This is a genomic window from Alkalicaulis satelles (assembly GCF_008630495.1).
Taxonomy (GTDB): Bacteria; Pseudomonadota; Alphaproteobacteria; order Caulobacterales; family Maricaulaceae; genus Oceanicaulis; species Oceanicaulis satelles.
Genome location: NZ_VWOJ01000003.1, coordinates 95,005 through 120,646, shown reverse-complemented (window position 1 = coordinate 120,646; position 25,642 = coordinate 95,005). Strand labels below are relative to the sequence as shown.

The following is a 25,642-nucleotide window of genomic DNA, read 5'->3' as shown; positions in this document are numbered from 1 at the left end:
TGGAAGCGCGATAAGCGTCGAACACGTGCGGGCGTGGCGGAACTGGTAGACGCAGGGGATTCAAAATCCCCCGGCCGCAAGGTCATGTCGGTTCGAGTCCGACCGCCCGTACCATCGCCTCCTGGACGCTTTCGCGCGCTTCCTTGAATTCACTCACGGTTCAGCCGCGCCTGGGCTATGCTGGGGTCAGTCCTGGCGCTGGAGGGAGGCGCGTTATGAAATTTCTGGCCGATCTGTTTCGTCCGATCCTGACGATTATCGTCACGGTTCTGGTGGGGGCGTTCATCCTGTCGGTGTTCTGGCCGACGGCGGATATCTGGATCACCGATCATGTGCCCGCCTGGGGTCATCTCTCGCCTGCCGTGGAGCAGTGCCGTGCGTGGCTGGGCATTCACCAGCCCCAGGAAGAAACGCCATGGTGGCAGTTCTGGCGCTGATCCCTCAAAGGGCCTCGCTGGAATAGTCGGGAAACAGCCGGGCGAACGCGCCGCCCCGGGCCGAAAGCGCCTCGGGCGCGCCGCGTTCGATCACGCGGCCTTCCTCCATCACCACCGCCTCATGCGCCAGCGCCAGCAGGCGCGGGCGGTGGGTGATGATCAGGGCCGAGCGCCGGGGATCGGCGTCGAGCCAGACGGCGAGGCTTTCGGCGATATCGGCTTCGGTGTCTGCGTCCAGCCCCTCGCTGGGCTCGTCCAGCAGGAGTACCGGCGCATCGCGCAAGTAAGCGCGCGCCAGTACGAGGCGGCGCGCTTGCCCGCCTGAGATCAGCCCGCCCTGTTCGCCAATCCAGGTATCCAGCCCGTCCGGAAGCTCGCGCACAAACTTGTCCGCGCGCGCCAGCGCCAACGCATCCCACAGAGCGGCCTCGTTCGCATCCGGGCGCGCCAGGCGCAGGTTTTCCGCCACCGTCCCGGAGAGAAGCTCGGCGCGCTGACCCGCCAGCGCCAACCGGCTGCGGACATCGCCGGGGTCGAGCGTAGGGACAGGCGCGCCGCCCAGGCGCACGGCGCCAGCGTCCGGCGCATAGAAGGCGAGCGCCAGGCGGATGAGGGAGGACTTGCCCGCGCCGGAGGCGCCGGTGACCGCCAGGCGCGCGCCTTCGGGCAAGGTGAGATCCAGGCCATTGAGGGCGGGTTTGTCTGCGCCCGGATAGGTGAAGCGCACCCCCTCGAACGCCAGATCATGACTGGCTGGCGCCGGGGCGGGACGAACGGCGCTCGCGATCGCGGGAGCCGTTGCCGAGAGCGCGCGCAACCGCCCGGCGGCGGTGCGGGTTTGTCCGTATTGCTCTCCGGCTTGCACCAGCGGCAGGGCGGTTTCAAACAGGGCGAAACCAGCGAACCCGGCCAGCGCGGCCAGTGCGGGCGGCGCGCCCCCGGCATGGGCGGCGGCGAAGCCGGCGATGAGGATGAGCGGACCGGCCAGGCTCAGGATTGCGCCATGGCGCCGGGCGCTCGCGTTCAGCTGGCGCTGGGCGCCGACCCAGTTCACGCTGGCGCTGTCCAGCCGGGCGATCACGCGGGCATCGGCGCCGCCGGCCTTGAGATCGGCCAGCCCCGAGACCAGATCGGCGGCTTCGGCGCGGGCCAGCGCACTGGCGCTCACGGCCCGTGCGCCCGGCGCCGCGCTGCAGCGCGCGGCGGCGGCGGGCAGAACCAGCGCGGTCAGGATATAGAGGCCCAGAACAGCGGGCAGGGCTGCGGGGGCGGTCAGGGCGAGCAGCACGGCGGCGGCGATCAGGGCCGCAAGCGCAGCGGCCAGCGTGGTGGTCATGCGCATGTAAAGCGCGTCCAGCGCATCCACATCACGGGTCACGCGCGCCAGCAGATCGCCGCTGCGCAGCGCGGTCAGCGGTCCCGGCGCCAGCGGAGCAGCCGCGTCAAACACCCACAGCCGCAACCGGGCCAGCGCCCGGAAGGCGGCGTCGTGGCTGGCCATGCGTTCGCTATAGCGCAGCACCGGACGCATAAGGGCCAGGAGGCGCAGACCGCCGCCGCCGATCAGCGCGCCCATGACCAGCACGGTCCCCGCGCCCGCCGCAGCCGCAACCCAGCCTGCCAGCGCCATCAGGGCCAGGCCCGTGACAGCGCTCGCCGCCGCCAGCGCGGCGCCCAGCGCCAGGCGCCAGCGGTCCTGACGGGCCAGCGACAGGAAGAAGAGGAGATCCTTCATGCCGCCTGCGCCCTCGGCTCGAGGGAAATGACCTTGTGGCAGGCCGCGCGCACCGCCGGGCTGTGCGTGGCGATGATCACGGTGCGCCCGCGCGCGGCGATTTTCAGCGCCTCGATAAAGCGCTGCTCGCTCTCGCCATCTAGATGGGCGGTGGGTTCGTCCATGAGGATGAGCTTGCGGTCCGCGGCCAGCGCACGGGCGAGCGCGATGCGCTGGGCCTGGCCACCGGACACGCCAGCGCCCTGCTCGCCCAGCGCGGTGTCGAGGCCTTCAGGCAGGCTGGCGGTGAAGGCGCTCACCCCGGCGGCGTCAGCGGCGGCGAAGATGGCGGCGTCCGGCAGATCGGGATCGAACAGGGCGATATTTTCGCGCACGCTGGCATGAAACAGGCGCGCCCTCTGCCCCACCCAGCCCGCTGCACCCGTCAGCGGCGCGTTCAGCGTCTGTCCGTCCAGCCGGATCTCGCCGCCGGTCAGCGGCGCATATCCCATGAGCAGTTTCAGCGCGGTGGACTTGCCCACGCCCGACGGTCCCCACAGGGCGGTGATCTGTCCGGCCTGCGCGGTGAAGCTCAGGGGCGCCAGGCCTTCACGGCCATCCGGGTAGCGGCAGGCGGCATTGATGAAGCGCACTTCAGGTGCGGCGGCGATGAAGGGCGCAGGCGCGCCGGGGGAGGCCGGTTCATCGGCCCCGAACACCGGCGCCAGCGCTTCGGCGGCGGCCAGCGCATCGGCGCGATCATGATAGGTCGCGGCCAGACGCCGGAAGGGATTGTAGATTTCCGGCGCCAGCAAGAGCGCGAACAGACCGGCCTGCACGCTGACCCCGGCGCCCAGATCGAACGGCCAGGCGCCCGACAGGGACAGCGCCGCCTGAATCGCCACGGCGGCCAGGGCGATCGAGGCGATGAGCTCCAGCGCGCCTGAGGACAGGAAAGCGGCGGCCAGGATCGCCATGGTGCGGACCCGGAAGGCCTCCGCAGCGCGGGCCAGACCCTCGCGCTCCCGGCCCGCAGCATTGAAGGCGTTGAGGGTCTCCAGCGCCTGCAGCCGGTCATTGAAGCGCCCTGCCATGCGCCGCAGGGCGTCCAGCTGGCCGCGCGCGGCGGCCGCGGCGCCGATCCCGGTCAGGGCCAGCGCGGCGGCCAGCACCGGTGCGCTGGCCAGAAAGATCACCCCCGCCGCCGGGCTGGCCAGGAGAGCCAGGCCCGCGAGCAAGAGCGGGACCGGCGCGATGAGCCGCGCCAGCGGCTGGTGGCGGGCGAAATAACCGTCCAGCTTTTCCACCCCGTCAATCAGGGCGGTGGTCAGGACGGCGCTGTCATGGCGTTCGGTGAAGCCGGGGCCGCGCCGGGACAGGGCCTCGGCGGCCTGCTTGCGCACGCGCGAACGCACCCGGGCGCCGGCTTCAAAACCGGCCCGCGCCTCGCCCCACTGGGCGCCAGCGCGCGCCAGCGCCAATAGTCCGGCGCCCAGCGCCCAGCCCCAGACCGGCTCGCCGGCAATCAGCGCCGCCAGCGCGCCCGCGGCGCACCAGGCGAAACCGGCATAGATCAGGGCTGCGCCCAGCCCCAGCCCCGAGCTGAACCAGGACAGGCCCGCTGCGCTCCGGCCCCACGCCGCCAGCAGGTGCATATGCGCGCGCGCCGCAGGCTTGGGGCTATCGGCGGTGATCACGTCAGTCATGAGGCTCCAGGCGTCCCGCACGGCGCCGCGCCGGGCGGCGCGGGGGTCAGAAGCACGCGGTATAGCCGAATTGGGAGGCCGGGCGCCAAGAGCTAGGCGCCGCAGGATAAAATGAAGGCGCCGGATGACGTCCGGCGCCTTCAGTAAACGAGCCGGGAAAGGGGACGCTACGCGGCCCCGGCTCGCAGGTCGGGCGTTACGCTGCGGCATGCAATCACGCCGGTCTCGCGGATCCGGATCAGGCGCTGCATCAGCGCATCGGACGGCATGGTGCCGGTGTCGCCGGCATGCACAGGCTCGCACTCGGGCAGGTCATCGGGCGCCAGAAAGGCGACTGCCCAGTCCTCGAACGCTCTACAGGACACTTCCTCCATGCACACCAGCTCGATATCGGTGTGACGGTCGTCCCTGATGATGCGCTGGATGGTGCGCGACACATCCGATCGCGAGCCTTCGAGGGCCTGGACGAAGCGGCCCGAGTCAATGGCCAGAACCCCTGTGATCCCGTTGGCCGGATTGTGCGCCAGGCCAGCCTCGTACAAGGACTTCAGCTTGGGGCACACATCCGGAGGGCGGATCACGAAAGTCGGACGGCTTGTGTAAATAAAGCGGGTCAGGAACATGATGTCTGGCCTCAGGCGGTGCGGGCGCGCGTCTGGGCATCACCGCCCTCAAACTTGCCGGCGGCTTCCGGGGCCTGGTTGATCAGCTGGTAAAGCGTGTCGAGCGACGAGGGCAGTGTGCGGTCTATGGTTGGCCGGGCGGCTTTCAGAGCCGCCATGGCTCTGGCGTCAAGACCGATGAAGGCGGCACGTCCGGACATGGAAAGTTCAGTCATTGGCGTCTCCCCTTTGTGGCGCATACTGGTCGCCACAAGGCACAGGGCCGCTCAAACCGTAAAGTCGAGCTTAACCAATAAATGGCCGCGAAGTTATTGAATTATTTCATGCAGGGGTTTGCGCTTCCCGGTTTCCGCCAGCGGGCTCCTGCCTCACTCTCTTTTTTTCGAAGTCATAACAGAGCACCGGCCCTTCCCATTCGTTCCAGAGGCGATCATATTGTTCCTGTTTGATGACTCTGGTGGTGCCGTGGATGTACCAGCGGGCCTGCTCGCCGCGCACCGGGACCAGCGTGTTTCGAAAATACACAAGTTCACCGGTTTCGATCAGGTTGGCGTGCCAGATGACGTCGATAAAGGCCAGCTGGCCATCAAAACCTCCCATCTCGATCATCTTGCGAATGCCGTGAAAGGACTCGGGGCGGTTGTCCATGCCCAATGGCTCTCCGACGACGAGCGCCGGCGCCATTGCATCCAGCTTGCCGGCCATGTGCAGTGCTTTCTGGCTGGCGGCCTCAACCCACACATCACCGCCGCTATGGCTCAGAAGAAACATGATGTAAGGTGAATGACTGACCAGGGCCTTGATATATTCACAGACGGGGCGGTGAGCGGGCTCGGAGAGAAGGGCCTGCAATTTTATTTCCACATCCGCTGAGGGGCTCTGGGCTCCGGTTTCCAGACGGGAAATGTAGGCCTGACTTACACCAAGCATGTCTGCAGCGGCTTCCTGCTTGATATTGTTGCGAGCCCGGAAAGCGCGAAGCGCCTCACCCCATTTCATGGCCCAACTTTCCCCCATAAAGATTGTGGACATTGGCCGGGCTACAAAATCCCTAGATTGTCCGAACATTCAATATGGTCAGGCCACATAAATTATTCGCCGCCTCAATGTTTGCACTCAAAGATTGTATTTTCCGGGTAGGCCCAGCGCAGAGGCGTGCTTGACCCGCGCTGGTGCGGACGTACTGTCCCTTACGCAAGCGCAATATGGCGCAGCATCGGGAGGAGACGGACATGGGTCTGATGACGGCGATCAGCCGGGAATGGTTTTATATCACTGAGCTTGCGCGACTTCTGGGTACGCTCAAATCCATCACTCCCGATTCCGAGACCCTGACGCCGGATCTATTGGAAGCCAGCGTTGACGCCCACGCCAAGCGCACAGCGTTCCTGGACGAGGATAATCGCGAGATCAGCTATCGCGCGTTTGACGCCTACGCCAACCGGATCGCCAACTGGGCGGTCGATACCGGCCTTGAGCCTGGCGATACGGTCGCGCTCTACATGGGTAATCGCTGGGAGTATGTGGCGGTCTGGTATGGTCTGTCGAAAGTCGGCGTGCTGGCCGCGCTGTTGAATAATCAGGTGCAGGGCCAGGCGCTTTCCCATGGCGTCACCATCGCCGGGGCGCAGCATCTCATCGTCGAGGGCGCGCTGGCGGAGCAGTACGCGACGGCGCGCGAGGCGCTGGATGGCAAGATCACCGTCTGGGCCACCGATGGCGCTCAAAGCGAGATTGACGGCTCGAAGGATTTCGACGCGGCTCTGGACGCCGTCTCTGACGCCCGCCCGGACCGGTCGCGCCGGGCGCATCTGCGCGCCAAGGACCCCTGCCTGAAAATGTACACCTCGGGCACCACGGGCCTGCCCAAGGCGGCGATCGTGGCCCATACCCGTGCGCTCTATTACCTGCAGGTGTTCGGCGTGGCGGCCAAGGCGCGCAAGACCGACCGGATGATGATGGTGCTGCCCCTGTATCACGCCACGGGCGGGCTGTGCGGGGTGGGCGCGGCGCTGTCCTTCGGCGGGGCTGTGATCGTGCGGCGCAAGTTTTCCGCCAGCCGGTTCTGGGCGGACGCGGTGGAGACCAAGGCCACCATGTTCATGTATGTGGGCGAGCTGTGCCGCTTCCTGGTCGCGGCGGACCCTGCGCCTGAAGAGAAGAAGCACAAGATCCGCGTGGCTATCGGCAATGGCCTGCGGCCCGATGTGTGGCCGCGCTTCGTGGAGCGCTCGGGCATTCCGCGCATTCTGGAATTCTACGGCGCCACCGAGGGCAATGTGGGCCTGCTGAACCTGGACTCAAAGCCCGGCGCCATCGGCCGGGTCCCGCCGCTGCTGAAGAAGCGATTCAACATCAAGCTGGTGCGCTTTGATGTGGAGAAGGAAGAGCCGGTGCGCGGGCCGGACGGGCGCTGCATCCCGTGCAAGCCGGGCGAGGTTGGCGAGGCGATCGGCGAGATTCGCCCCGACGACGCGCGCTACCGCTTTGACGGTTATGAGGATGAAGAGGCCACCAAGAAGAAAGTCCTCACCGGCGTGTTCGCTGAAGGCGACCGGTATTTCCGCACCGGCGACCTGATGAAGGCTGACAAGCAGGGCTATTACTATTTCATCGACCGCATCGGCGACACCTATCGCTGGAGGTCGGAGAACGTCTCCACCAACGAGGTGGCCGAGGTTCTGGGCATGCACCCCAATGTGGTTCAGGCCAATGTGTATGGCGTGGAAGTGGCCGGCTATCCCGGCCGGGCCGGCATGGCGGCGCTGATCGTCTCGGACGGGTTCGACCTGCAGGCCTTGCGCGCTCATGTGCACAAGGAGCTGGCGGCCTATGCCCGCCCGCTCTTCATCCGGCTGCACAAGGAAACGCCGGAAATGCACACCACCGGCACGTTCAAGCTGAAGAAGACCGATCTGGTCAAGGAAGGCTGGGATCCCGATAAGATCGCAGACCCGGTCTATTTCGATGACGCGGAGGCGGGCGCCTATGTGGAGCTCACTGCGCAGATCCGTGAAGAGATCGAGAGCGGAAAGCGCCGGGTGTGACGCCGGAAACCATCCTCACCTTCTGGTTTGAAGAGACCGGCCCGGAGCGCTGGTTCGCCTCCTCCGCCGCCTTTGATGCGGAGATCCGCCGGCGCTTTGGCCCGTTCTGCGGTTCATTCCGTCAGACTCCGTCGGTGACGGGCCATGACTGGCTTGGCGAGGCGAGGCCCGCGCTGGCGCTGGTGATCGCGCTTGATCAGTTCCCGCGCAATATCTGGCGCGGCTCCAACGCCGCCTTCACGCTGGACCCGCTGGGCCTGGAGGCCGCGCGCGCCATGCTGGAGGCGGGTCAGGATCTGGAGCTGACAGATCAGCAGCGTCCCTTCGCCTACATGCCCTTCATGCACTCCGAGGCGCTGGCCGATCAGGAGCTGTGCGTCAGCTTGTGCGAGACGCGGCTGCCGGCCGGCAATTCCACGCTGCGCCACGCCAGGGCCCATCGTGATGTGATCGCGCGATTTGGCCGCTTCCCCTATCGCAACGCCGCGCTGGGCCGGACCGATACGCCCGACGAGGCCGCCTGGCTGGCTGCAGGCGGATACCGCCCCGGCGACTGAACGCGCTTACGGCCCGGCAAATTCGCGCCACCGGCAGGGATGACTAGGCTGATAGCCTCAGCAGCGCGTTCAACCGATTGATATTATTGAGAGTTGATGTGGCAGGGCGATTGCACTGTCATCGGCGTCATTTGCTGCCGGAGTGCCCGACCATGCCCGCCACCCGTCCGTCCCGCATCACGCCCCAGGATATTCGCATGATCGCTTTCACCCTGGTGGAACGCCACGGCGTGCGGGCTTTGGGCTATGCCGACCAGGCGGTGTGGGAGCTGGAGGGCAAGGGCGAGGCGGACAGCGCAGACGCCTGGCGCGCCCTGCGCTCGGAGATCGAGGACGCCCTGTCGGGCCGCATCGCCCGCAGCGAGCCGGTGCGTCTGCACTAAGGTCTCGATCTGGGCCTCAAGGCCGTTTCCTGATCGCTTTCTCGCCATGATCCGCGTTATGGTGTTGTGCAGTGCACAATATGCGCGTGTGCGCGTATGACCTCAGACAAGGGTGCGAAATGAGCGACACGAATGTGCTGGACAAATGGCTTGATGACAGCGGCGTGCGTGAACTGTTCAGCCCGCAGCGCACCACTAAGGCCATGCGCGATGCACTGGAGCGCGCCAGCACGATCATCGAAATCGCCCCGCCTCCGGTCGAGCTGTGCGAGGACATCACCCTGCCCGGCGCGGCAGGTCCGATGGCGGCGCGCGTCTATCGTCCCTATGACGCCCTGGACGGGGCGGGGCTGATCTATTTCCATGGCGGCGGCTTCATGGTGGGCTCGCTCGATACGCACCACGCCTTGTGCCAGCGCCTGGCTGCGGTGTCGGGCGTGCGGGTATGCGCAGTGGATTACCGGCTGGCGCCCGAGCACCCTTTTCCTGCAGCGGTGGACGATGCCGACGCGGCGCTTGCGGCGGCGTTTGACGGCGCGCTTGAGGCGTATGGATTTGCTCCGTCCCGACTGTCGGTTGGCGGGGATTCGGCGGGCGGCAATCTGGCTGCGGGCCTGGCCCAGCGCCTGCGCGGGCGGATCGTGTTCCAGCTGCTGATCTATCCGCTTTTACAGCTGGCTGCGGTGAAAAAGCCCCGCCCGCGCTGGCAGGAAGGGCCGATCCTCTCCCAGCTTATCCTGGAAGATATCGTCAAGCTCTATCTGGCCGGCGCCGATGTGTCCGATCTGCGTGCTTCGCCGCTGTTTGAGAATGACCTGAGAGGCGTGGCGCCCGCCCATATCCTGGCCGCCGAATTCGATCCTCTGATGGAAGAGGACCGCGCCTATGCCGACCGGCTCTCGGCCAGCGGCGTCCCTGCCAGTTTCAAACTATGGAATGGCGCGCCGCACGGCTTTTTGAACATGTCGCGCATTGCGCCCGCCTGCATTCCGGCTATCGAGCATGCAGGCCGTGCGCTGGGGCATGCTTACAAGTAACCTTGCGCCAAGGTTTCAGGCAGTCTAGCTCAACGGGCATGGAATTGCCTGAGGCCTATCGGCCCGATCCCCGTTTCGCCGCCCTTGGGCCTGACTTTGCCGACGCTGTCGTGCCGGCGGATTTCCCCATGGCGCAGCTGCGATTCTGGAATCATCGCTGGGCGCAGGAGATGGGGCTGGACGGTCTGGGCGAGGCGGACCGCAAGCGTCATTTTCACAACTTTGACCCGTTGCCGGACAATCAGGCCGCGCCGCTGGCGATCCGCTATCACGGTCATCAGTTCCGCACCTACAACCCGGAGATCGGAGACGGGCGCGGTTTCCTTCATGCTCAGGCGCGCGACAGCCGGGACCGGCTGCTGGATTTCGCCACCAAGGGCTCGGGTCAGACGCCGTTTTCACGCACGGGCGACGGGCGCCTGACCCTGAAGGGCGCCGTGCGCGAGATCCTGGCTGCCGAAATGCTCGAAGCGCTGGGCGTCTATACCTCCAAGATTTTCAGCGTCTATGAGACCGGCGAGCCGCTGCACCGGGGCGATGAACCCTCGCCAACGCGCTCGGCCGTGCTCACCCGCCTGTCCCATTCCCATGTGCGCTTTGGCGCTTTCCAGCGCCATGCCTATTTCAACCGGGCCGATCTGGTGGGCGAGCTTGCCGCCTATGCCGCCGACGCCCTGGTCCCCGAGGCAGGCGAACATCCGGACGGACTGGCGGCCGGAGTGATGGACGCGGCTTGCCGCCGCTCTGCGGCTTTGGCGGCCCAGTGGATGGCGGCGGGTTTTGTTCACGGCGTTCTCAATACGGACAATCTGGTGGTGACCGGAGAGAGCTTTGACTACGGGCCCTGGCGCTTCCTGCCGTATTTCGAGCCGGGATTCACTGCGGCTTATTTCGATCACTCCGGGCTCTACGCCTATGCGCGACAGCCAGAAAGCGTGTTCTGGGCGCTGCAGCAACTGGGCGGCGCCCTGAGCCTGATCGGCGAGCGCGAAGCGCTGATCGATGCACTCACCGCCTTTCCCGATCACTACAAGCGCGAGGTGCGTGCCGCCTTCCTGAACCGCCTTGGCCTTGAGCCGCTGGATGAGGAGGGCGATGGCGCGTTCGTCACAGCCTTCCTCGACGCCATGAAGTCCACCCGCCTGCCCTGGGAGGCGGTGTTCTTCGACTGGTTCTGCGGTGATGAGGCGCGCGCGCTGGACAGCGCCAGGGGCGAGACCTATCGCAGCGAGGCCTTCGCCCCGGTGCGCGAGGCCATCGCGGCGCGCGCCCCGGTGCGCCCTGAGCGCCTGTCACACCTCTATTTCAGACGCGCAAACCCGGTCCATCTGGTCATCGAGACGGTGGAAGACATCTGGCGGCCCATCGCCGAGGATGATGACTGGAGCGCGCTGGAGGGCTGTCTGGCCGATATCGCCAGCGCGCGGACGGGGTATGATCTGGGCCGCGGACGCGACGGCTTCCTGGACGGCTAGAGGGCGGAACGGATCATGGCGATGGAGCTTCTGACCGCTCCCGGATTTGAGGCGCCGGGCCTTATCCACGCCTTCACCACACGCACGGGCGGCGTGAGCGAGGGGCCATACGCCAGCCTGAACCTCTCCTGGTCGCGCGGCGACGACAAGGCGCGGGTGGAGGAGAACCGCCAGCGTGTTTCCAGCGCCATGGGCGGCGCCCAGCTGGTGTTCCTCAATCAGGTTCATGGCGCGGTGGTGCACCGGGTCGAGCGCAAGCCCGAGGGCGCCTGGTCGGCGGGCGAGGGCGATGCGCTGATCACCTCAACGCCGGGCCTGGCCCTGTGCGCCCAGACCGCTGACTGCACGCCGGTTTTGCTGCACGACCCTGTCAATCGCGCCATCGCGGCCATTCATGCCGGCTGGCGCGGCGTGATCGCGCAGGTAATCCCCGCGGCGATCCGCGCCATGAGCGCGGCGTATGGCACGCGTGCGGGCGATCTGCGGGCGGCCATCGGCCCGGCGGTCTCACGCCCCAATTACCGCGTCGGGCCTGAAGTGCTGGCGCAGTTCGAAGCGATGTTCGGCGGTCTCGATGAGGGTCTTGCCGGTGTGCGCGACGCCGAAGGGGGCGCCGGGCTGGATGTGTCTGAAGCCTGCGCGCGCCAGCTGGTGGCGGCGGGTCTTGCGCCCGGGGCGATCTCACGCCTGGCGCTGTGCACGTTTGCTGAAGAGGACCGTTTCTTCTCCTGCCGGCGGGCGGCGCGCGACGGGCATGCGGGCGCTTTTGGCGGCCAGTGCGCGATTATCGCGCTTCGCTGATCGTCCTTCGCGGCTTGTGCGAATCCGCGCACGCCGCGATAAGCAGGCTCCAGACGACCAGCCGCCGGAGGACGCCATGCCCGACTTTTCCATCGAGACCTGGCTCTATCTGGCCGGCGTGGCGACGATCCTTCTGGTGTTGGCGTATCTGGCTTTGCGCAAGCCCGCGCCTGCTCCGCTGCCCGAACCCGACACGGCCCGGATCGACGAGTTGCGCGCCGAGCGCGATGACTGGCGCCGTCAGGCCGAGGCACGCTCGGATGAACTCGCTGAGGCGCGCGCGGCCATCGCCCGGCTGGACGCGGAAATGAAAGCTGCGCGCGACCATCATGCTGAAAAGCTCGCCGAGCTGGAGAAGGCGCGCCAATCCCTGTCGGAAGCCTTCGAGGCCACCGCCGCCAAAGTGCTCAAAGCCAGCGGCGAGGAGTTGCAGACGCGCAGCACGCAGAACCTCAACGACATGCTCAAGCCCCTGCGCGAACAACTCGGTGAATTCCGCAAGCAGGTCACCGAGGACGCCGAGAAGCGCCATGGCCAGCAGACCCAGCTCCAGCAGCTGGTCCAGATCCTCCACAATGACACCAAGGCCATGTCCAGCGAGGCGAGCAAGCTCGCCAATGCGCTGCGCTCCCAGTCCAAGGTCCAGGGCGACTGGGGCGAGATGGTGCTGGCCAACATCCTTGAAAAGGCTGGCCTGCGCGAAGGACAGGAGTTCGAAACCCAGGCCAGCGAAACCGGCGCGGATGGCCAGCGCCTGCGCCCGGACGTGGTGGTGGCCCTGCCTAATAACCAGAAGCTGGTGATCGATTCCAAGGTCAGCCTGACCGCCTTCGAGCGTTGTGTGAACGCCGAGACCGAAGATGAGCGCGCGACGGCTCTGAAGGCGCATATCGCCTCTGTGCGCACCCATATCCGCTCGCTGGCCGAGAAGGATTATGCCGGGCTTTATGAGGGTGTGGACTTCACCTTGATGTTCATTCCGCTGGAGGGCGCGGCCTCGCTGGCGCTGCAGAATGATCCCAATCTCGCCGGTGATGCGTTCGAGCGCGATATCATGATCGCCACGCCAACCACGCTGATGATGGCCATGCGCACGGTGCATAATCTGTGGACCATCGACCGGCGCAATCAGAACGCCCTGGAGATCGCGAACCGCGCCGGGCTGCTCTACGACAAGTTCGAAGGTTTCCTGAGCGATCTCGACAAGGTGGGCGACCAGATCGGCCGCGCGCGCACCAGCTGGGAGGACGCCCGCAAGAAGCTGGTGGACGGACGCGGCAATCTGGTGTCACAGGCTGAAACCCTGCGCCAGCTGGGCGCCAAGACCCGCAAGCGTCTGGGCGGAGCCTGGCTGGATGAGGCGGGCGTGGAGGATGCTCCACCTGCGGATGAACCGCCTGCGCTGGAGGATGGCCGCTAGGATTAGGCGGCCGTGCGTTCTTCGATATGGGCCTGCAAGGCCTCGCTGAGCGCGGCCATGGCTCCGGCCCAGTCGCGATAGAACCGGCCGGCGAAGGTGCGCGAGCGCGGATACCAGAGCATTTCGCTCTGGCCCAGCATCGCCCAGGCGATCAGGGTCGGGCGCAGGAACCACACATTACCCCCCGCGGCGGCGGCCAGATTGGTGGTGGCGTTCATCGGCCCGAGCACCAGATCACAGGCCTTGCCCATGGCCGCCACACCGTCGAGATCGTCCTTGAGATCAAGCCCTTCGGGCGTGTGGATGCGCACGCCGAACCGCTTCTCCGCCGCCGCGATGTCCTGCGCCGTGTCGCCATACTGCAGATTAACGAAACAGGCGCCCGGTGTCTTGAGCACTGGCGCCCACAGATCGAAGGCGGCGAAATGCTTGGAGCGGGTCGCGTCCATTTTCAGCGACTTCCACAACAGCCCGATCTTCAGGCCTGGGCCGTACCCGGCCAGCTGCTCGCGGAACGCCTCCACTCTGGCTTCATCGGGGACCAGAAATGCGCTGCGGTCAGGGAAGCTGTCCGCATCCGGACGAAAAGCGCGCATCAGGCTGCCCACTGGAGCCCACATGTCGTGCTCGCCGTCCTTGACCAGATCCGGCGCGCTGCGGTGTTGGCGGCCTTCGCGCTCTATCGTGTAGTGGCGGCATACCCTGGCGGTGGGGAAGGACCGCGCGAACAGAGGCACAAGCCGCTTCTCGCAGGCGATCCGCACCTCGCCTTCCGATCCCACAGCCTCGATCACGTCCGGCAGGATATTGGCGAACAGCACCTCGTCGCCCAGCCCTTGTTCTCCGACCACGGAGACGGTGCGCCCGGCCAGTTCGCCGGCGTCCATTCCGTTCCAGGAGCGCCCGGGGATCAGGAAGTTGGTGGCGTAGCGATAGTGCATATTACGCCGCCACTCATACCATTCCCAGCCCTTGGCGATGCGCCCGGCGGCCAAGAGGGTATGGGCGTAGCCGTGGCTGGAAACCACCTTGTCCTGCTCGCTGGCGGGCGCGTCCAGCGCCGCCTCGAAATGGGGGATGGCCGCCTCAGGGTCGCCTTTGAGCTCCAGCGCGTAGGCCATGTTGTGATGGGCGCGTGCGAAGCCGGGCCGGAGCCGCAGCGCTTCCTCGTAGAAGGTCAGGGATTGCTCCGGCTCGCCGGAATCCATCAGCGTGGTGCCCAGCGCGTTCCACAGCTCGGGCGTTTCGGGCGCAGCGTAGATGGCGGCGCGCAACAGCTCGACGGAATCGGCGTAGCGGCCTTTGTCGCGCAAGACGCCGGCCAGATTGATGATGCCGTTCGGGCAGCCGGGCTTGAGCTGCTGTTGCAGGCGAAGAAATTTTTCCGCCGCGTCGAGCATGTCGAGCTTCCAGGCGGCCATGGCCAGGCTGGAATAGATATCGGGATTGTCCGGATCCAGCCGCCAGGCGCGCTCATAGAATTCCAGCGCCTTGGACAGGCGGCCGAGCTTTTCCAGCGCCAGCGCCATGGCCTGGTTGGCCACCGGCAGGTCCGGCGCCAGCGACACCGCTTTCAGGCAAAGCCGGGCGGATTTGGCCGGTTCTCCATCCATGCTCCTCAGCGCCCGGCGTAACAGGCCCAGAACTTTCGGATCGGACTTGTGCGCGGCGATTTCAGACAGATCCAGAACCGGCGCCGGGCTTTTGCCCGCCGGTTCGATCTCGCGCAGCCCCGTCTCCTGTCCGGCGGCAAGCTCGGCGTCGAGGTCGAGGGCGGGGCGCATGGCGGGCTCCTGTCAAAACGGACTATGTGGCGAGACAGGCGCGCTTCGATTAAGGTTCCGCTAACGCTGCCGTTCTGCGCCGTTGCATAAGGTGCGTTAGGGCAACGCTTTGTTCACCTTGGCCCGACACTGTGTGGCCAGACGCCGTCAAGGCGCCCATCCTTGGAGCCCCGTCCATGCCGCTCAAGCTGTCGCTGAAACCCGGAGAGCGTTTCGTGCTCAATGGCGCGGTCGTGGAAAATGGCGACAGGCGCGCCACGCTGATGCTGCAGAACAAGGCCAGCGTGCTGCGCGAGAAGGACATCATGCAGGAGCATGAGGCCGACACCCCGGCCAAGCGCATCTATTTCCCGGTCATGATGATGTATCTGTCCGCCTCGACAGAAGACGGCATGTATGACGCCTTCGTGGTGCGCATGACCGAATTCATGAGCGCGGTGACCAACCCGGAAGTCCTGCAGCAATGTGTGGACGTGAGCCGGGATGTGATGGGCGGGGAGTATTACAAGGCGCTACTGCGCTGCCGCAAACTGATCGCCTATGAGGCCGAGCGTCTGGGCGCCCCCGCAGCAGGCAAGAGCTGAGTTTCATGTCGTACCAGGCCTATCAGACCGCCAGTTCGCGCACCGAAGACCCCCGTGCGACCGAGTACCGCCTGATGGGCTTTGTCACGCGTGAACTGATGGCGGTGCGCGAATGCGGCGCCAGCGATATCCGCAAGAAGGCCAAGGCGCTCGACCGCAACCGGCGGGTCTGGTCAGCCTTCGCAGCCGATTGTGCGAGCTCGGGCAACGCCCTGCCTGAAACGCTGCGGGCCTCGATCATTTCCCTGTCGATCTTTGTGTCCAAGGAAACCAGCGCGGCCATGCGCGGGGAGACCGATCTCGACACGCTCATCGATATCAACCGCACCATCATGCAGGGCCTGGCGCCGGCGGCCGAGACGGCTGCGGCCAGCTGATCAGGCTGCGGGGCCGGGGCGCGCTCCGAAAAGGGCCGAGCCGACCCGCACCGCGCTGGCGCCCATGCGCGCGGCCAGCTCGTAATCGGCGCTCATCCCCATGGACAGACGCTCCACGCTGCAATCGCGGGCCAGTTGCGCCAGCAGGGCGAAGTGCAGGCTGGCCGGCTCGGCTTCGGGCGGGATGCACATCAGGCCCTCGATCGCGAGCCCGTGGGTCTCCCGGCAGCGTTCAGCAAAGGCGGCGGCTTCGCCTGGATCAATGCCGGCCTTCTGCGCTTCGCGCCCGGTATTGACCTGGATGAAGAGGCGCGGGCGCCGGCCCGTCTTGTCCATGGCGCGCGCCAGGGCGCTAGCGAGCTTATCGCGGTCCAGCGTCTCGATCACATCAAACAGGGCGCAGGCCGCGTCCGCCTTGTTGGTCTGCAACGGCCCGATCAGGCGCAATTCCAGATCCGGCCATTGACCCCGGCGATGTTCCCAGCGCGCTTGGGCCTCCTGCACCCGGTTCTCGCCGAACACGCGCTGACCGGCGGCCAGCATGGCCTCGATGCGCTCATCGGGCTGCTGTTTGGAGACTGCGGTGAGGGTGACGGACCCGGACGGGCGCCCGCCCGCCTTGGCGGCGGCGTTAATCCGCTCAAGGATGGCGGCGCGCGATTGCGCGAGGCGGGAGGCGAGATCGTCCATGGCTGACGGGTATGACGGCGCGGCGCGCCTGGCAAGGCTGGCGATGCGGCTGGACGGCCCGCGCGGCGCCCTGCCGGCCCTGTTCGCCTTCACCGATCCCGAACGCACGCCCGATCCGGTCCAGCTCGCTCTGGCCCTGCCGCCGGGAGCCGGGCTGGTGCTGCGCACATTCGGCCAGCCTGAGCTTGAAGCCATAGCCGGCGATCTCGCGGACATCGCGCGCGCGCAAGGCCTGATATTTCTGGTCGCCGCTGATCCCGGACTGGCCGCGCGCTGCGGCGCTGATGGCGTGCACTGGCCCGAGCGCATGCTGGCGCAAGCCGGACTCACGCGCTTTGCTCTCTCCACCGCCAGCGCCCACTCGCCCGGCGCCATCAGGCGTGCAGGGGGGCGGGTGGATGCCGTGTTTGTCTCTCCGGCCTTTGCGTCCAGCAGCCCCAGCGCCGGACGGCCCCTGGGCCTGTGGCGGATGGCGGCGGCGGCGCGCCGGTCTCCATGCCCGGTCTATGCGCTGGGCGGGGTGAACGCCATGAATGTGCGCCGCCTCTGCGGGCTTGGCATTTCAGGCGCAGCGGCGATTGACGGGCTTAAGCGTTAGCGCCCGGTCAGGGTTAGAAGTTTGACGCCTTCGGGCGGGTCGCTGGGTGACCAGTCATCGCGGATCTCGAAGCTTTCGCCCGCCGCCCAGCGCTCGGCCAGATCGCGGAAATGGGGTGAGAGCGGATGGCCTGACTGGCCTGGAGCGGTCATGAAGCGCGAGCGGTTGAGGTCGGCGAGATCATAGACTGCACGAAAATTGGCTGCGTGGACCGAATCGTAATTGCCGGATGCATAACTGAAGTGATGCACGTTTACGGTGGACCCATCGCCGGGCACGGGCGTGCGGGTCTCGAACATGCGCCCGAAGACCGGGATATCTGAAAGCGGGTGGGCGAAGCGGGCCTGATGGGCTTCGCCCCAGCGCCAGGCGTCGATATTGCGCCCGAACAAGGCGGCCGTCTCGGCCATGGCGGCGTCCAGCGCCAGTCCCGCCGTCACTGCGCAGGTCTCGATCTCATCGGTGCGGACATCATCACACCAGTGGGACGCCTCGCCGGTCAGCACCTCATCCAGGAAAACACGGCGCGGCTGTACGAACCAGCTCCCGGCCGGGCCCAGCTCATCCATCCAGATCGCTGCAGACAGGACGCGTAGCCAGGCGGAGAAGATCAACCCTTCCGGCCCGTCCGCGTCCAGCGTGCCGTCCCAGCGCTCCAGACGCGCCAGCGCGCTGACGCCCAGCTGGCTTTCGGGCGTGGCGCTCAGCAGAACCGGCAGAAGCCGGCGCGCATGCTCGGATGTCACATCCATCTGCATGGCCTTGAAGCTGGCGATGTCGTGCAGCTCGCGTTCGGCCAGCAGGCTTTCAATGCGCGCGGCGCGGTAGGGGTCGAACTGGCCGGGCAAGGGGAAGGGATAGGCGTCAGAGGCGATTTTGTTATTGGCCGAAACGATCACCCCGCCGCGCGGATTGACGATGCGCGGCAGGTCCTCGAAGGCGATGAAGCCGGTCCAGTCCCCATCCTCATCGCGCAGAGGCAATAGCCCCGCCGTGGCGTAGCCGGTGGTTCCGTCCACCCCGGCATAGAGCATGTTCTGCATGGGCGCGGTCCAGCCGCGCCCGGCCTCCACGAAATCCTCCCAGCCGGTGGACTGCATGATGGCGAATACCCCGTCCGCCACCCGGTTGTCCGGATGGGTGACGACGGAGCGGCGCACCACGGCTGTGTCGGAGGGAAAGCCGGACAGGTCAAACCAGGCAGGATCCAGCACTGGACCCTCAGGGGTTTCCTTTACTGTGATCTCGACCGGATCGCGCCGTCCGCGCACATGGATGATTTCCGTGCGCCCGGTGGTCTCAAGCCCGTCGCGGGGGCGGGCGATATGGTCGATTACGTCAAAGCCGGTATTGGTGAAGCCCCAGGCCCCATGTGCATTGCGACCCAGAACAATGAACGGTGCGCCAGGCAGGCTGGCGCCGATCACGGGACCGTTTGATAGCTCCAGACGTGTCAGATACCACATTGAGGGTGTGGACAGGCCCAGATGCGGATCATTGGCCAGAAGCGGTCGGCCCGTGGCGGAATGGCCCCCTGAAACCACCCAGGCATTGGAGCCAGGCGGATTGTCTGCTTGGCTCAACGCGTCCTGCGGGGCTGGCAGGGGCCGCACGCGCACCGGGCCGAACGCATCGCGGATATCGTCGTCGTGGAGCTGCACCGGCGCCCAGTCGGGATAGCCGGTCATGAACTCGGTCAGACGCTGAGGGCTCAGCATGGCTTCAAGGCGCGCACGCTCCATGTCCTCGTCAGCGCCCATGGCCAGATAATGGGCCAGGAACACCACCATGGCGGCGCTATCCTCCACGCTCCAGGCTTCAGGCCGGGCGCGCAGGAGGATGTATTCAGGCGCCGGCCGTCCCTGCGCCAGCCGGGCGTTGACACCGGCTGTATAGGCCTCCACCGCCGCGCGCATGGGAACGGACAGTCGTGCTGTGACATCCTGGGTAAGCTGTTCAAGGCCCAGCGTGCGCGTACGGGCGTCTTCGGCGATGAGGTCAGCGCCGGCCAGTTCAGCCAGGCGACCGCGCACAAAGCGCCGGGCGGTATCCATCTGGAAGAAGCGTTCGGAGGCATGGGTGAAGCCCAGTGCGAAGAACACGTCTGCATCGCTCTCGCCCGCGATATGAGCGACGCCGTTGGCGTCGCGCGCGATGCGCGCTGTTCCGCCAAGCCCATCCAGGGCCAGAGCGCCGCTCATTACAGGCCGGGAGGCGTGAAAACGCTCCACCACATAGGCGGTTATTCCGGTAAAGCTGACCAGGGCCAGCACCGCCAGCGCCAGACCTGCGCGTATCGCCCATTTCGTCATGACCGCCCCTCTCAGCATCGCGCGATGCGGGCGGGAGATTAGCAGGGCCGCGCGCGGCTTGAAGGGGGTATGTCAGACCGGCAGGCCGCGTGCGCGCAGCGTCAGGCGGGCGGCAGTCGCGCCGGTGAACACTTCGGCTTGAAAGCCGGCTTCGCGCGCGGCGGCCACATTGACCTCGCGGTCGTCGAGAAAGATCACCCGGGCGGGATCAAGGCCGATGCGCTGGCGGGTTATGGCGTAGATGGCCGGTTCGGGCTTGATCACACCCTCATCGCCGGAAACGATCACGTCCGTGAAGCGGGCGATGGCCGGCAGGATAGTCACCAGGTGGGACATTTTCTCGGCCGGATAATTGGTCAGCCCGTATTGCGGCACGCCGGCCTGTTCCAGCTCGCTGACGAGCGCTTGCATGCCCTCGACCCAGCCATTGAACATGTCCGGCCAGCGTTCATCCCAGGCGCGGATCAGGGCTTCCTTGCCGGGATGGGCGGCGATCAGCGCCCGCCGGTTCTCGGCCATGGGCACGCCGCGGTCATGGGCTTCATGCCAGGCCATCGTACAAACGCCGCCGAGGAAATCATCCACGGCGGCGTCGGTATCAATCAGTTTGGTGTAGAGCCGGCGCGGGTTCCAGTCGACAAGCACATTGCCGAAATCCCACAGCACGGCCGCCGCGCCGGTCACGGCGCGCTCAGCCTAGCCGGCGCGGGCCTTGAAGCGCGGGTCGGTCTTGTTGATCACATAGACACGGCCCTTGCGGCGCACCACCTGGCAGTCGCGGTGGCGGCCCTTCAGGGAGCGGATGGAGCTGCGGATTTTCATCTTACTCGCCTCGTCTGGCCGGCGCGCGGCGCCGGTGAAAAATCGTGAGCGCGGTTGCTACTGGAACCGCGCCATCAAGTCAACGCGCCTGCGTCCTATTCCTGGACGGGAACCTCGACCTTGGCTTTCTTCGAGCCCTTGGCCGGACGCGCTTCAATGCCGCGCCCGGTGGTGCGCTCGGCGATACGGGCCGATTTGCCGCGGCGGTCGCGCAGATAGTACAGCTTGGCGCGGCGCACCTTGCCCTTGCGCTTGACCTCGATGGACTCGATCAGCGGAGAGTGCACCGGCCAGACGCGCTCGACGCCTTCGCCGAAGGAAATCTTGCGCACGGTGAAATTCTCGTTCAGGCCGCCGCCGGAACGTCCGATGCACACGCCTTCAAAGCGCTGCACGCGCTGGCGTTCGCCTTCGCGGATCCACACGTTCACCGACAGGGTGTCGCCGGGAGAAAATTCCGGGATGGACTTCTCACCGAGCACGCGGGCGGCTTCTTCCTGCTCGAGCTGCTGGATCAGGTTCATGACTTCTCTCCCTTGCGCCGCTGATATCTCTCCCAGAGATCGGGACGGCGCACGCGCGTTATCTCTTCGGCCATTTCCTTGCGCCACCGGGCGATCCGGCCATGATCGCCTGACAGCAAGACTTCGGGTATCTGCCGCTCCTCCCACACCCGGGGCCGGGTGTATTGGGGGTATTCGAGCAGATCCCCTTCAAAACTCTCCTCGTGCGTCGACTCGATCTTGCCGAGCACGCCGGGGATCAGCCGCACGCAGGCCTCTATGAGGACCATGGCGGGCGCTTCGCCTCCGGCAAGCACGGCGTCGCCGACGCTTACTTCCGTCATTGCGCGCGCCTCGACGACCCTTTGATCCAGGCCCTCGAAACGCCCGCAAAACACGACAACGCCCGGCCCCGCCGCCCAGTCCCGGACCATGGCCTGGGAGAGCGGCGCGCCGCGCGGAGTCATATGTATCAACGGCCTTCCCGCAAGGGTGAGACTGTCGATCGCCGCCGCCGTCACGTCCGGGCGCAGCACCATGCCTGGGCCGCCGCCTGCTGGCGTGTCGTCAACGGAGGCGTGCTTATGACGGGAAAAAGACCGGATGTCCACCGTCTCTAGCGCCCAGAGTCCGTTGCGCCGGGCGGTGTCGAGCAGCGACACGCCCAGGGGGCCCGGAAACGCTTCGGGATAAAGGGTCAGGACTGTGGCGGTGAAGGTCATGGCGCGCGGCTTATGGGCCAGCAATGGCGCACGCGCAAGGGCGGGCGCCTTGCCTCAGTCCAGCTTCAGCCGGGCGCCCGGCACCGGATAGACCCGTCCCGTGCCGATCATCACGGCGTCCGGCGTGCGCGCAAACAGCGCGCGGAAGGCCGGGTCGCGCACATTCAGCCCGCCCGCATAGGCTCCAAAGGCCGGCAGGACCAGGCGGGTTCCGTCGGTCGCAAAGCAACGCCGGCGCACCGACCGCCCGGTTCCATTGATGCGCGCGCAGGGGTGAAGGTGTCCCGCCACCTCCCCCGGCGCCGGTCCCGACCGGGGCTCATGGCGCAGGGTCAGCGGGCCGAGCTGCAGCCCGGCCATGCGCATCCCGCCAAAGCGTGCGGGCGGGTCGGGATCGTGATTGCCTTCAATCCAGATCCAGCGCCCGACCGAGGCCACCAGGGCGGTCAGGGCGGCGGCGTCATCGGCGTGCATGCGCCCGTCCGCGCCCAGATCATGAAAGCTGTCGCCCAGGGCGATCACGCTGGCGGGCTTCAGTCTTTTGATGGCGTCGGCGAGGCGCGCCAGGGTCGTGCGGGTGTCATAGGGTGGCAATAGCTGGCCGCGCGCGGCGTAGGCGCTGCCCTTTTCCAGATGCAGGTCGGCGCATAACAAGGCTCCTGACGAGAGCTCCAGCGCTGCGCCCGATATATCCGGCTGCAGGCGGGCGCCCTGGACGGTCAGCACCGGCGCCGGGCTCACTCGCCCTCCTCCTCATAGCCGGCCAGGGAAAGCGGGCGGGCCTCCAGCCCCTCCAGCTCAGCCCAGCGCATCAGCGCATCCTCGCGCCCGTGGGTGACCCAAACCGCCTCGCGCGCGCATTCCTTTATCGTGGCGGTCAGCTCGTCCCAGTCGGCATGATCGGAGATGACCAGCGGCAATTCGGCGCCGCGCTGGCGCGCCCGGGCGCGCACGCCCATCCAGCCTGACGCGAACGCGAACAGCGGATCACGAAAGCGCCGCGCCCAGGGCGTGTGGAAGGCGGAGGGCGGGGCGATGATGATTTTGCCCGCAAAATCGGTCTTCTCCCCGTCTTCGCCCTTGACCGTGGCGGGCCGCAACTCGCCCAGATCCACGCCGTGATCGCGGTAGAGATCGCACAGGGCGGTCATGGCGCCATGGATGTAGACCGGGTCGTGATAGCCCGCCTCGCGTAAGAGGGCGATGACCCGCTGGGCCTTGCCCAGCGCGTAGGCGCCCACCAGGTGGGCGCGCTCCGGCTGGGCGGTGAGACTGGCCAGCAGCCGGGCGATCTCGCCGGCATCATCGGGGTGACGGAATACCGGCAAACCGAATGTCGCTTCAGAGACATAGACATGGGACGGGACCGGCTCGAAGCGCGCGCAGGTGGGATCGCGCCGGCGCTTGTAATCGCCCGACACGGTGATCACGAGCCCCTTCCATTCCAGCCGCGCCTGGGCGCTGCCCAGCACATGGCCGGCCGGGTGCAGGCTCACCTCCACCTCGCCCATGCGCACCCGTTCTCCGTACGCAAGGGACTGGCGTGATTGGGTGAAATCCTCGCCATAGCGGGCCGCCATGATGGCCAGGGTCTGCGGCGTGGCGGCCACGGCGCCATGGCCGGCGCGGGCGTGGTCGGCGTGGCCATGGGTGATCACGGCCCGATCCGCCGGGCGCAGCGGGTCAATGAAGAAGCCGCCCGGTTCGCACCACAGGCCCCGGGGCGTTTCGCGCAGGAGATCGGACGGGCGGATCATGTCTTGGCGATATAGTCCGCCCGGCGTCCGGTCCAGCCGCTTGCGCGCCTCTAAGACGCCGGGCAGGGTGGCGGACAGAGCCCCGGAGAAGCGGGGATTGCGGGGGGACTGCCATATGAATCGCATCGTCAAGCTGGCGCTATTCGTACTGTCGGCGCTGGTTTTCGTAATGATTGGCGTTCTTTTCGTGCTGGGCTTGCGCCTTTCCGCGCTGGAGCTGCGCAGTTTTGATCCTGAGGCCGCCATTGAGGCCGCGTCGCGACATGACGCCGAGATCACGCGCGACGCCTTCGGCGTGCCCCGGGTGATCGGCGCGGCGGGACCGGACGCCGCCTTCGCGCTGGCTTTCGCCCACGCCGAGGATGATTTCCCGACCGTCCAGGACGCGCTGCGCCAGGCGCTGGGCCGCGACATGCTGGCGGCTGACGAGAGCGAGGCGGTCACCGCCTGGCTGGTGCAGGCGCTGGGCGTGCGCGCGCTGGTCGCGGAGCGCTATGACAGTGATCTCAGCGATGAGATGCGCGCGGTGCTGGAGGCCTATGCCGACGGGCTCAATTACTACGCCGCCCTGCACCCGCACGAGCGCGGGCGCGATCTGTTCCCGGTGACGGGCGAGGACGTGGCGGTGCTGTCGGCCTTTTACAGCCCGATGTTCTATGGCCTGGGTCGGGTGCTGGCCGATCTGGTGGCGCCTGACCGCCCGCGCGAGGCGGGCCGGGGCCAGGAGCTGCAGGTGTTCTGGCTGGAGGAGACCTCCGACAGCGAGCTGGGCTCCAACGCCTTCGCCGTCGCGCCGCACAGATCCGAAGACGGCGCCACCCGCCTGATCATCAATTCCCACCAGCCGGTGGAGGGTCCGGTGGCCTGGTATGAGGCCCATATGATCACCCGCGACGGGCGGCTTGATTTTGCCGGCGGCACGTTTCCCGGCTCGCCGGTGCTGCATCTGGGGGCGAACCCCCGTCTGGGCCATGCCGCCACGGTCAATGCGCCAGACCTGATCGATTTGTATGAGCTGGTGCTGTCGGATGACGGTCGGCGTTACCGGCTCGACGGCGAATGGATCGAGCTTGAGATCGAACCGGCGCGCATGCTGGTGCATCTGTGGGGGCCGTTCGCCTGGCAGGTGACGCGCCCGGTGGAGCGCTCCGCCCATGGCCCGGTGATCCGCAATGACCAGGGCGCCTTCGCCCTGCGCCACGCCACCCATGACGATATCCGTTCGGTGGAACAGGCCTGGCGCTCCATGCAGGCGCGCGATCTCTCCGAGTATCACGCCGCCATGGAGATGCTGGCCATGGGCAATACCAACCGCATAGCCGCGGACCGGGATGGGCGCATCGCGCGCTATTACGGCGCGCGCCTGCCGCTGCGGCTGGAAGAGCCGGGGCTGGACTGGTCCGGCGTGATCCCCGGCGACCGCTCCGACCTGATCTGGACGCAATTCGCCCCGCTGGACGCCCTGCCGCACATGATCGACCCTGAGGCGGGCTATGTGCTGGAGGCCAACCACACGCCCTTCATCGTGACCGGCACGGATGAGGATCCCGACCAGGCCGATTTCCCGCAGAGCTTCGGTATCGAGACCCGCATGACCAACCGCGCCTTGCGGGCGGTGGAGCTGATGGCGAGTCTGGAGACGGTCTCGCGCGAGGCGCTGCTGGCGGTGAAGTTTGATGACGCCTACCACCCCGAGAGCGAGATGATGGCGCTGCGCCGCCAGCTTCTGGCGATGGACTGGGACTTCGATCCTGCGCTTCAGGAGGCCGCACGCGTGATCGCCCTGTGGGACGGACGCACCGACCGGGAGAACCGGCAGGCGGCGCTGGCCGTCAAGGTTTTCGCCCCTATCACCACCGCGCCGCTATTGGGCATCGAGCCGCCGCCCCTCACGGAGACCTTCCCGGCGGCGGTGGAGCGCCTGATGACGCATTTCGGCACGCTGGAGCCTGAATGGGGCAAGGTGAACCGGCTTGTGCGCGGCGAGGCGAGCATCGCCGTCTCTGGCGGGCCGGACGTGCTGCGCGCGGTCTATCCTGCCCCGCAGGAGGACGGGACCTACCGCATGGCGGCGGGCGACGGCCTGATGTTCCTGGCCGAATGGCTGGCCGATGGCGAATTCGCCCTGTGGGCCGTGCACCAGTTCGGCAGCTCGAATCGCCCGGACAGCCCCCACTTCACCGACCAGATGGACATGTTCGCCGCCCATGACTGGCGCCGCGTCCCCATGGGCGAAGACGCCGTGCGCGCGGCGGCGGTGGAGATCTACCGGCCCGGCGCGCGGTGAGGGGGC

26 protein-coding genes and 1 tRNA gene are annotated in these 25,642 nt (G+C 66.9%); 13 read left to right on the top strand and 14 right to left on the bottom strand.

The annotated features are described in order from the left end of the window. Positions 1–27: 27 nt before the first annotated feature. Together F1654_RS10515 and F1654_RS10510 are read left to right on the top strand one after the other, a co-directional pair. Positions 28–114: transfer RNA gene (locus F1654_RS10515), tRNA-Leu, on the top strand. A gap of 101 nt (positions 115–215) precedes the next feature. Further along, complete coding sequence (locus F1654_RS10510) at positions 216–437, top strand: hypothetical protein (RefSeq protein ID WP_150023509.1); 222 nt, start codon at positions 216–218, stop codon at positions 435–437. 4 nt (positions 438–441) lie between these two features. Here the strand turns inward: F1654_RS10510 and cydC are convergent, their stop codons facing one another. The 5 genes from cydC to F1654_RS10485 form a co-directional block, all read right to left on the bottom strand. Then, the gene (gene cydC, locus F1654_RS10505; protein WP_150023508.1) at positions 442–2,172 is read right to left on the bottom strand and encodes a thiol reductant ABC exporter subunit CydC; all 1,731 of its coding nucleotides are present in this window, start codon (positions 2,170–2,172) and stop codon (positions 442–444) included. Then, positions 2,169–3,857 (bottom strand): thiol reductant ABC exporter subunit CydD, encoded by a 1,689-nt coding sequence (cydD, locus tag F1654_RS10500; RefSeq protein ID WP_199200544.1) that lies wholly within the window; start codon positions 3,855–3,857, stop codon positions 2,169–2,171. The genes cydC and cydD overlap by 4 nt, the downstream gene beginning before the upstream one ends. 167 nt (positions 3,858–4,024) lie before the next feature. Next, positions 4,025–4,480, bottom strand: a complete 456-nt coding sequence (locus F1654_RS10495) for a BLUF domain-containing protein (RefSeq protein WP_150023506.1) — start codon at positions 4,478–4,480, stop codon at positions 4,025–4,027. Between the two features lie 11 nt (positions 4,481–4,491). Next, on the bottom strand, positions 4,492–4,695 hold the full coding sequence (locus F1654_RS10490; RefSeq protein WP_233205246.1) for a protoglobin domain-containing protein: 204 nt from the start codon (positions 4,693–4,695) through the stop codon (positions 4,492–4,494). 106 nt (positions 4,696–4,801) lie between these two features. After that, a complete protein-coding gene (locus tag F1654_RS10485) occupies positions 4,802–5,479 on the bottom strand; it encodes a helix-turn-helix transcriptional regulator (RefSeq protein WP_199200542.1) in 678 nt (225 codons plus the stop codon). 206 nt (positions 5,480–5,685) lie between these two features. Here F1654_RS10485 and F1654_RS10480 point away from each other — a divergent pair, with 206 nt between their 5' ends. The 7 genes from F1654_RS10480 (at position 5,686) to rmuC (ending at position 13,200) form a co-directional block, all read left to right on the top strand. Further along, positions 5,686–7,527 (top strand): long-chain-acyl-CoA synthetase, encoded by a 1,842-nt coding sequence (locus tag F1654_RS10480; RefSeq protein ID WP_150023503.1) that lies wholly within the window; start codon positions 5,686–5,688, stop codon positions 7,525–7,527. Further along, a complete protein-coding gene (locus F1654_RS10475) occupies positions 7,524–8,084 on the top strand; it encodes a DUF924 family protein (RefSeq protein ID WP_150023502.1) in 561 nt (186 codons plus the stop codon). The genes F1654_RS10480 and F1654_RS10475 overlap by 4 nt, the downstream gene beginning before the upstream one ends. A gap of 152 nt (positions 8,085–8,236) precedes the next feature. Continuing rightward, positions 8,237–8,467 carry a hypothetical protein gene (locus F1654_RS10470; RefSeq protein ID WP_150023501.1) on the top strand — a complete coding sequence of 77 codons (231 nt, stop codon included), beginning with the start codon at positions 8,237–8,239 and terminating at the stop codon, positions 8,465–8,467. 119 nt (positions 8,468–8,586) lie between these two features. Continuing rightward, the gene (locus F1654_RS10465) at positions 8,587–9,504 is read left to right on the top strand and encodes an alpha/beta hydrolase (protein WP_150023500.1); all 918 of its coding nucleotides are present in this window, start codon (positions 8,587–8,589) and stop codon (positions 9,502–9,504) included. 38 nt (positions 9,505–9,542) lie between these two features. Next, positions 9,543–10,979: a protein adenylyltransferase SelO family protein gene (locus F1654_RS10460; protein WP_150023499.1), complete on the top strand. Its 1,437-nt coding sequence runs from the start codon at positions 9,543–9,545 to the stop codon at positions 10,977–10,979. A 15-nt stretch (positions 10,980–10,994) separates the two neighbouring features. Next, positions 10,995–11,780 (top strand): peptidoglycan editing factor PgeF, encoded by a 786-nt coding sequence (gene pgeF / locus F1654_RS10455; RefSeq protein ID WP_150023498.1) that lies wholly within the window; start codon positions 10,995–10,997, stop codon positions 11,778–11,780. A 76-nt stretch (positions 11,781–11,856) separates the two neighbouring features. Further along, a complete protein-coding gene (gene rmuC, locus F1654_RS10450) occupies positions 11,857–13,200 on the top strand; it encodes a DNA recombination protein RmuC (RefSeq protein ID WP_199200541.1) in 1,344 nt (447 codons plus the stop codon). Positions 13,201–13,202: 2 nt separating this feature from the next. Here rmuC and F1654_RS10445 read toward each other — a convergent pair whose 3' ends face one another. Next, positions 13,203–14,984, bottom strand: a complete 1,782-nt coding sequence (locus tag F1654_RS10445; RefSeq protein ID WP_150023496.1) for a tetratricopeptide repeat protein — start codon at positions 14,982–14,984, stop codon at positions 13,203–13,205. A 176-nt stretch (positions 14,985–15,160) separates the two neighbouring features. Between F1654_RS10445 and flbT the strand changes: the two genes are divergently transcribed. Both flbT and flaF read left to right on the top strand, forming a co-directional pair. Next, a complete protein-coding gene (flbT, locus tag F1654_RS10440; RefSeq protein WP_150023495.1) occupies positions 15,161–15,568 on the top strand; it encodes a flagellar biosynthesis repressor FlbT in 408 nt (135 codons plus the stop codon). 5 nt (positions 15,569–15,573) lie between these two features. After that, positions 15,574–15,945, top strand: coding sequence for a flagellar biosynthesis regulator FlaF (gene flaF / locus F1654_RS10435; RefSeq protein WP_150023494.1), 372 nt, complete (start codon positions 15,574–15,576; stop codon positions 15,943–15,945). Here flaF and F1654_RS10430 read toward each other — a convergent pair whose 3' ends face one another. After that, complete coding sequence (locus F1654_RS10430; RefSeq protein ID WP_150023493.1) at positions 15,946–16,635, bottom strand: YggS family pyridoxal phosphate-dependent enzyme; 690 nt, start codon at positions 16,633–16,635, stop codon at positions 15,946–15,948. On the opposite strand from F1654_RS10430, the gene F1654_RS10425 reads away from it, so the two are divergent. Then, a complete protein-coding gene (locus F1654_RS10425) occupies positions 16,634–17,233 on the top strand; it encodes a thiamine phosphate synthase (RefSeq protein WP_233205244.1) in 600 nt (199 codons plus the stop codon). The genes F1654_RS10430 and F1654_RS10425 overlap by 2 nt on opposite strands. Here the strand turns inward: F1654_RS10425 and F1654_RS10420 are convergent. From F1654_RS10420 to F1654_RS10390, 7 genes are all read right to left on the bottom strand, one after another. Beyond that, positions 17,230–19,545 (bottom strand): penicillin acylase family protein, encoded by a 2,316-nt coding sequence (locus tag F1654_RS10420; RefSeq protein ID WP_199200540.1) that lies wholly within the window; start codon positions 19,543–19,545, stop codon positions 17,230–17,232. The genes F1654_RS10425 and F1654_RS10420 overlap by 4 nt on opposite strands. Before the next feature lie 72 nt (positions 19,546–19,617). Then, a complete protein-coding gene (locus F1654_RS10415) occupies positions 19,618–20,229 on the bottom strand; it encodes an HAD family hydrolase (RefSeq protein ID WP_233205243.1) in 612 nt (203 codons plus the stop codon). A 12-nt stretch (positions 20,230–20,241) separates the two neighbouring features. Then, a complete protein-coding gene (gene ykgO, locus F1654_RS10410; protein WP_150023491.1) occupies positions 20,242–20,367 on the bottom strand; it encodes a type B 50S ribosomal protein L36 in 126 nt (41 codons plus the stop codon). Positions 20,368–20,462: 95 nt separating this feature from the next. Then, positions 20,463–20,891 (bottom strand): 50S ribosomal protein L19, encoded by a 429-nt coding sequence (rplS, locus tag F1654_RS10405; protein ID WP_150023490.1) that lies wholly within the window; start codon positions 20,889–20,891, stop codon positions 20,463–20,465. Beyond that, positions 20,888–21,592 (bottom strand): tRNA (guanosine(37)-N1)-methyltransferase TrmD, encoded by a 705-nt coding sequence (trmD, locus tag F1654_RS10400; protein ID WP_150023489.1) that lies wholly within the window; start codon positions 21,590–21,592, stop codon positions 20,888–20,890. The genes rplS and trmD overlap by 4 nt, the downstream gene beginning before the upstream one ends. Before the next feature lie 54 nt (positions 21,593–21,646). Then, entirely contained in the window at positions 21,647–22,333 is a 687-nt protein-coding gene (gene pdeM, locus F1654_RS10395) for a ligase-associated DNA damage response endonuclease PdeM (protein ID WP_150023488.1), read from the bottom strand. Further along, positions 22,330–23,349, bottom strand: a complete 1,020-nt coding sequence (locus tag F1654_RS10390; protein ID WP_150023487.1) for a ligase-associated DNA damage response exonuclease — start codon at positions 23,347–23,349, stop codon at positions 22,330–22,332. Before F1654_RS10390 ends, pdeM begins: the two co-directional genes overlap by 4 nt. A 115-nt stretch (positions 23,350–23,464) precedes the next feature. On the opposite strand from F1654_RS10390, the gene F1654_RS10385 reads away from it, so the two are divergent. Continuing rightward, complete coding sequence (locus tag F1654_RS10385) at positions 23,465–25,636, top strand: penicillin acylase family protein (RefSeq protein WP_199200539.1); 2,172 nt, start codon at positions 23,465–23,467, stop codon at positions 25,634–25,636. Positions 25,637–25,642 lie beyond the last annotated feature (6 nt).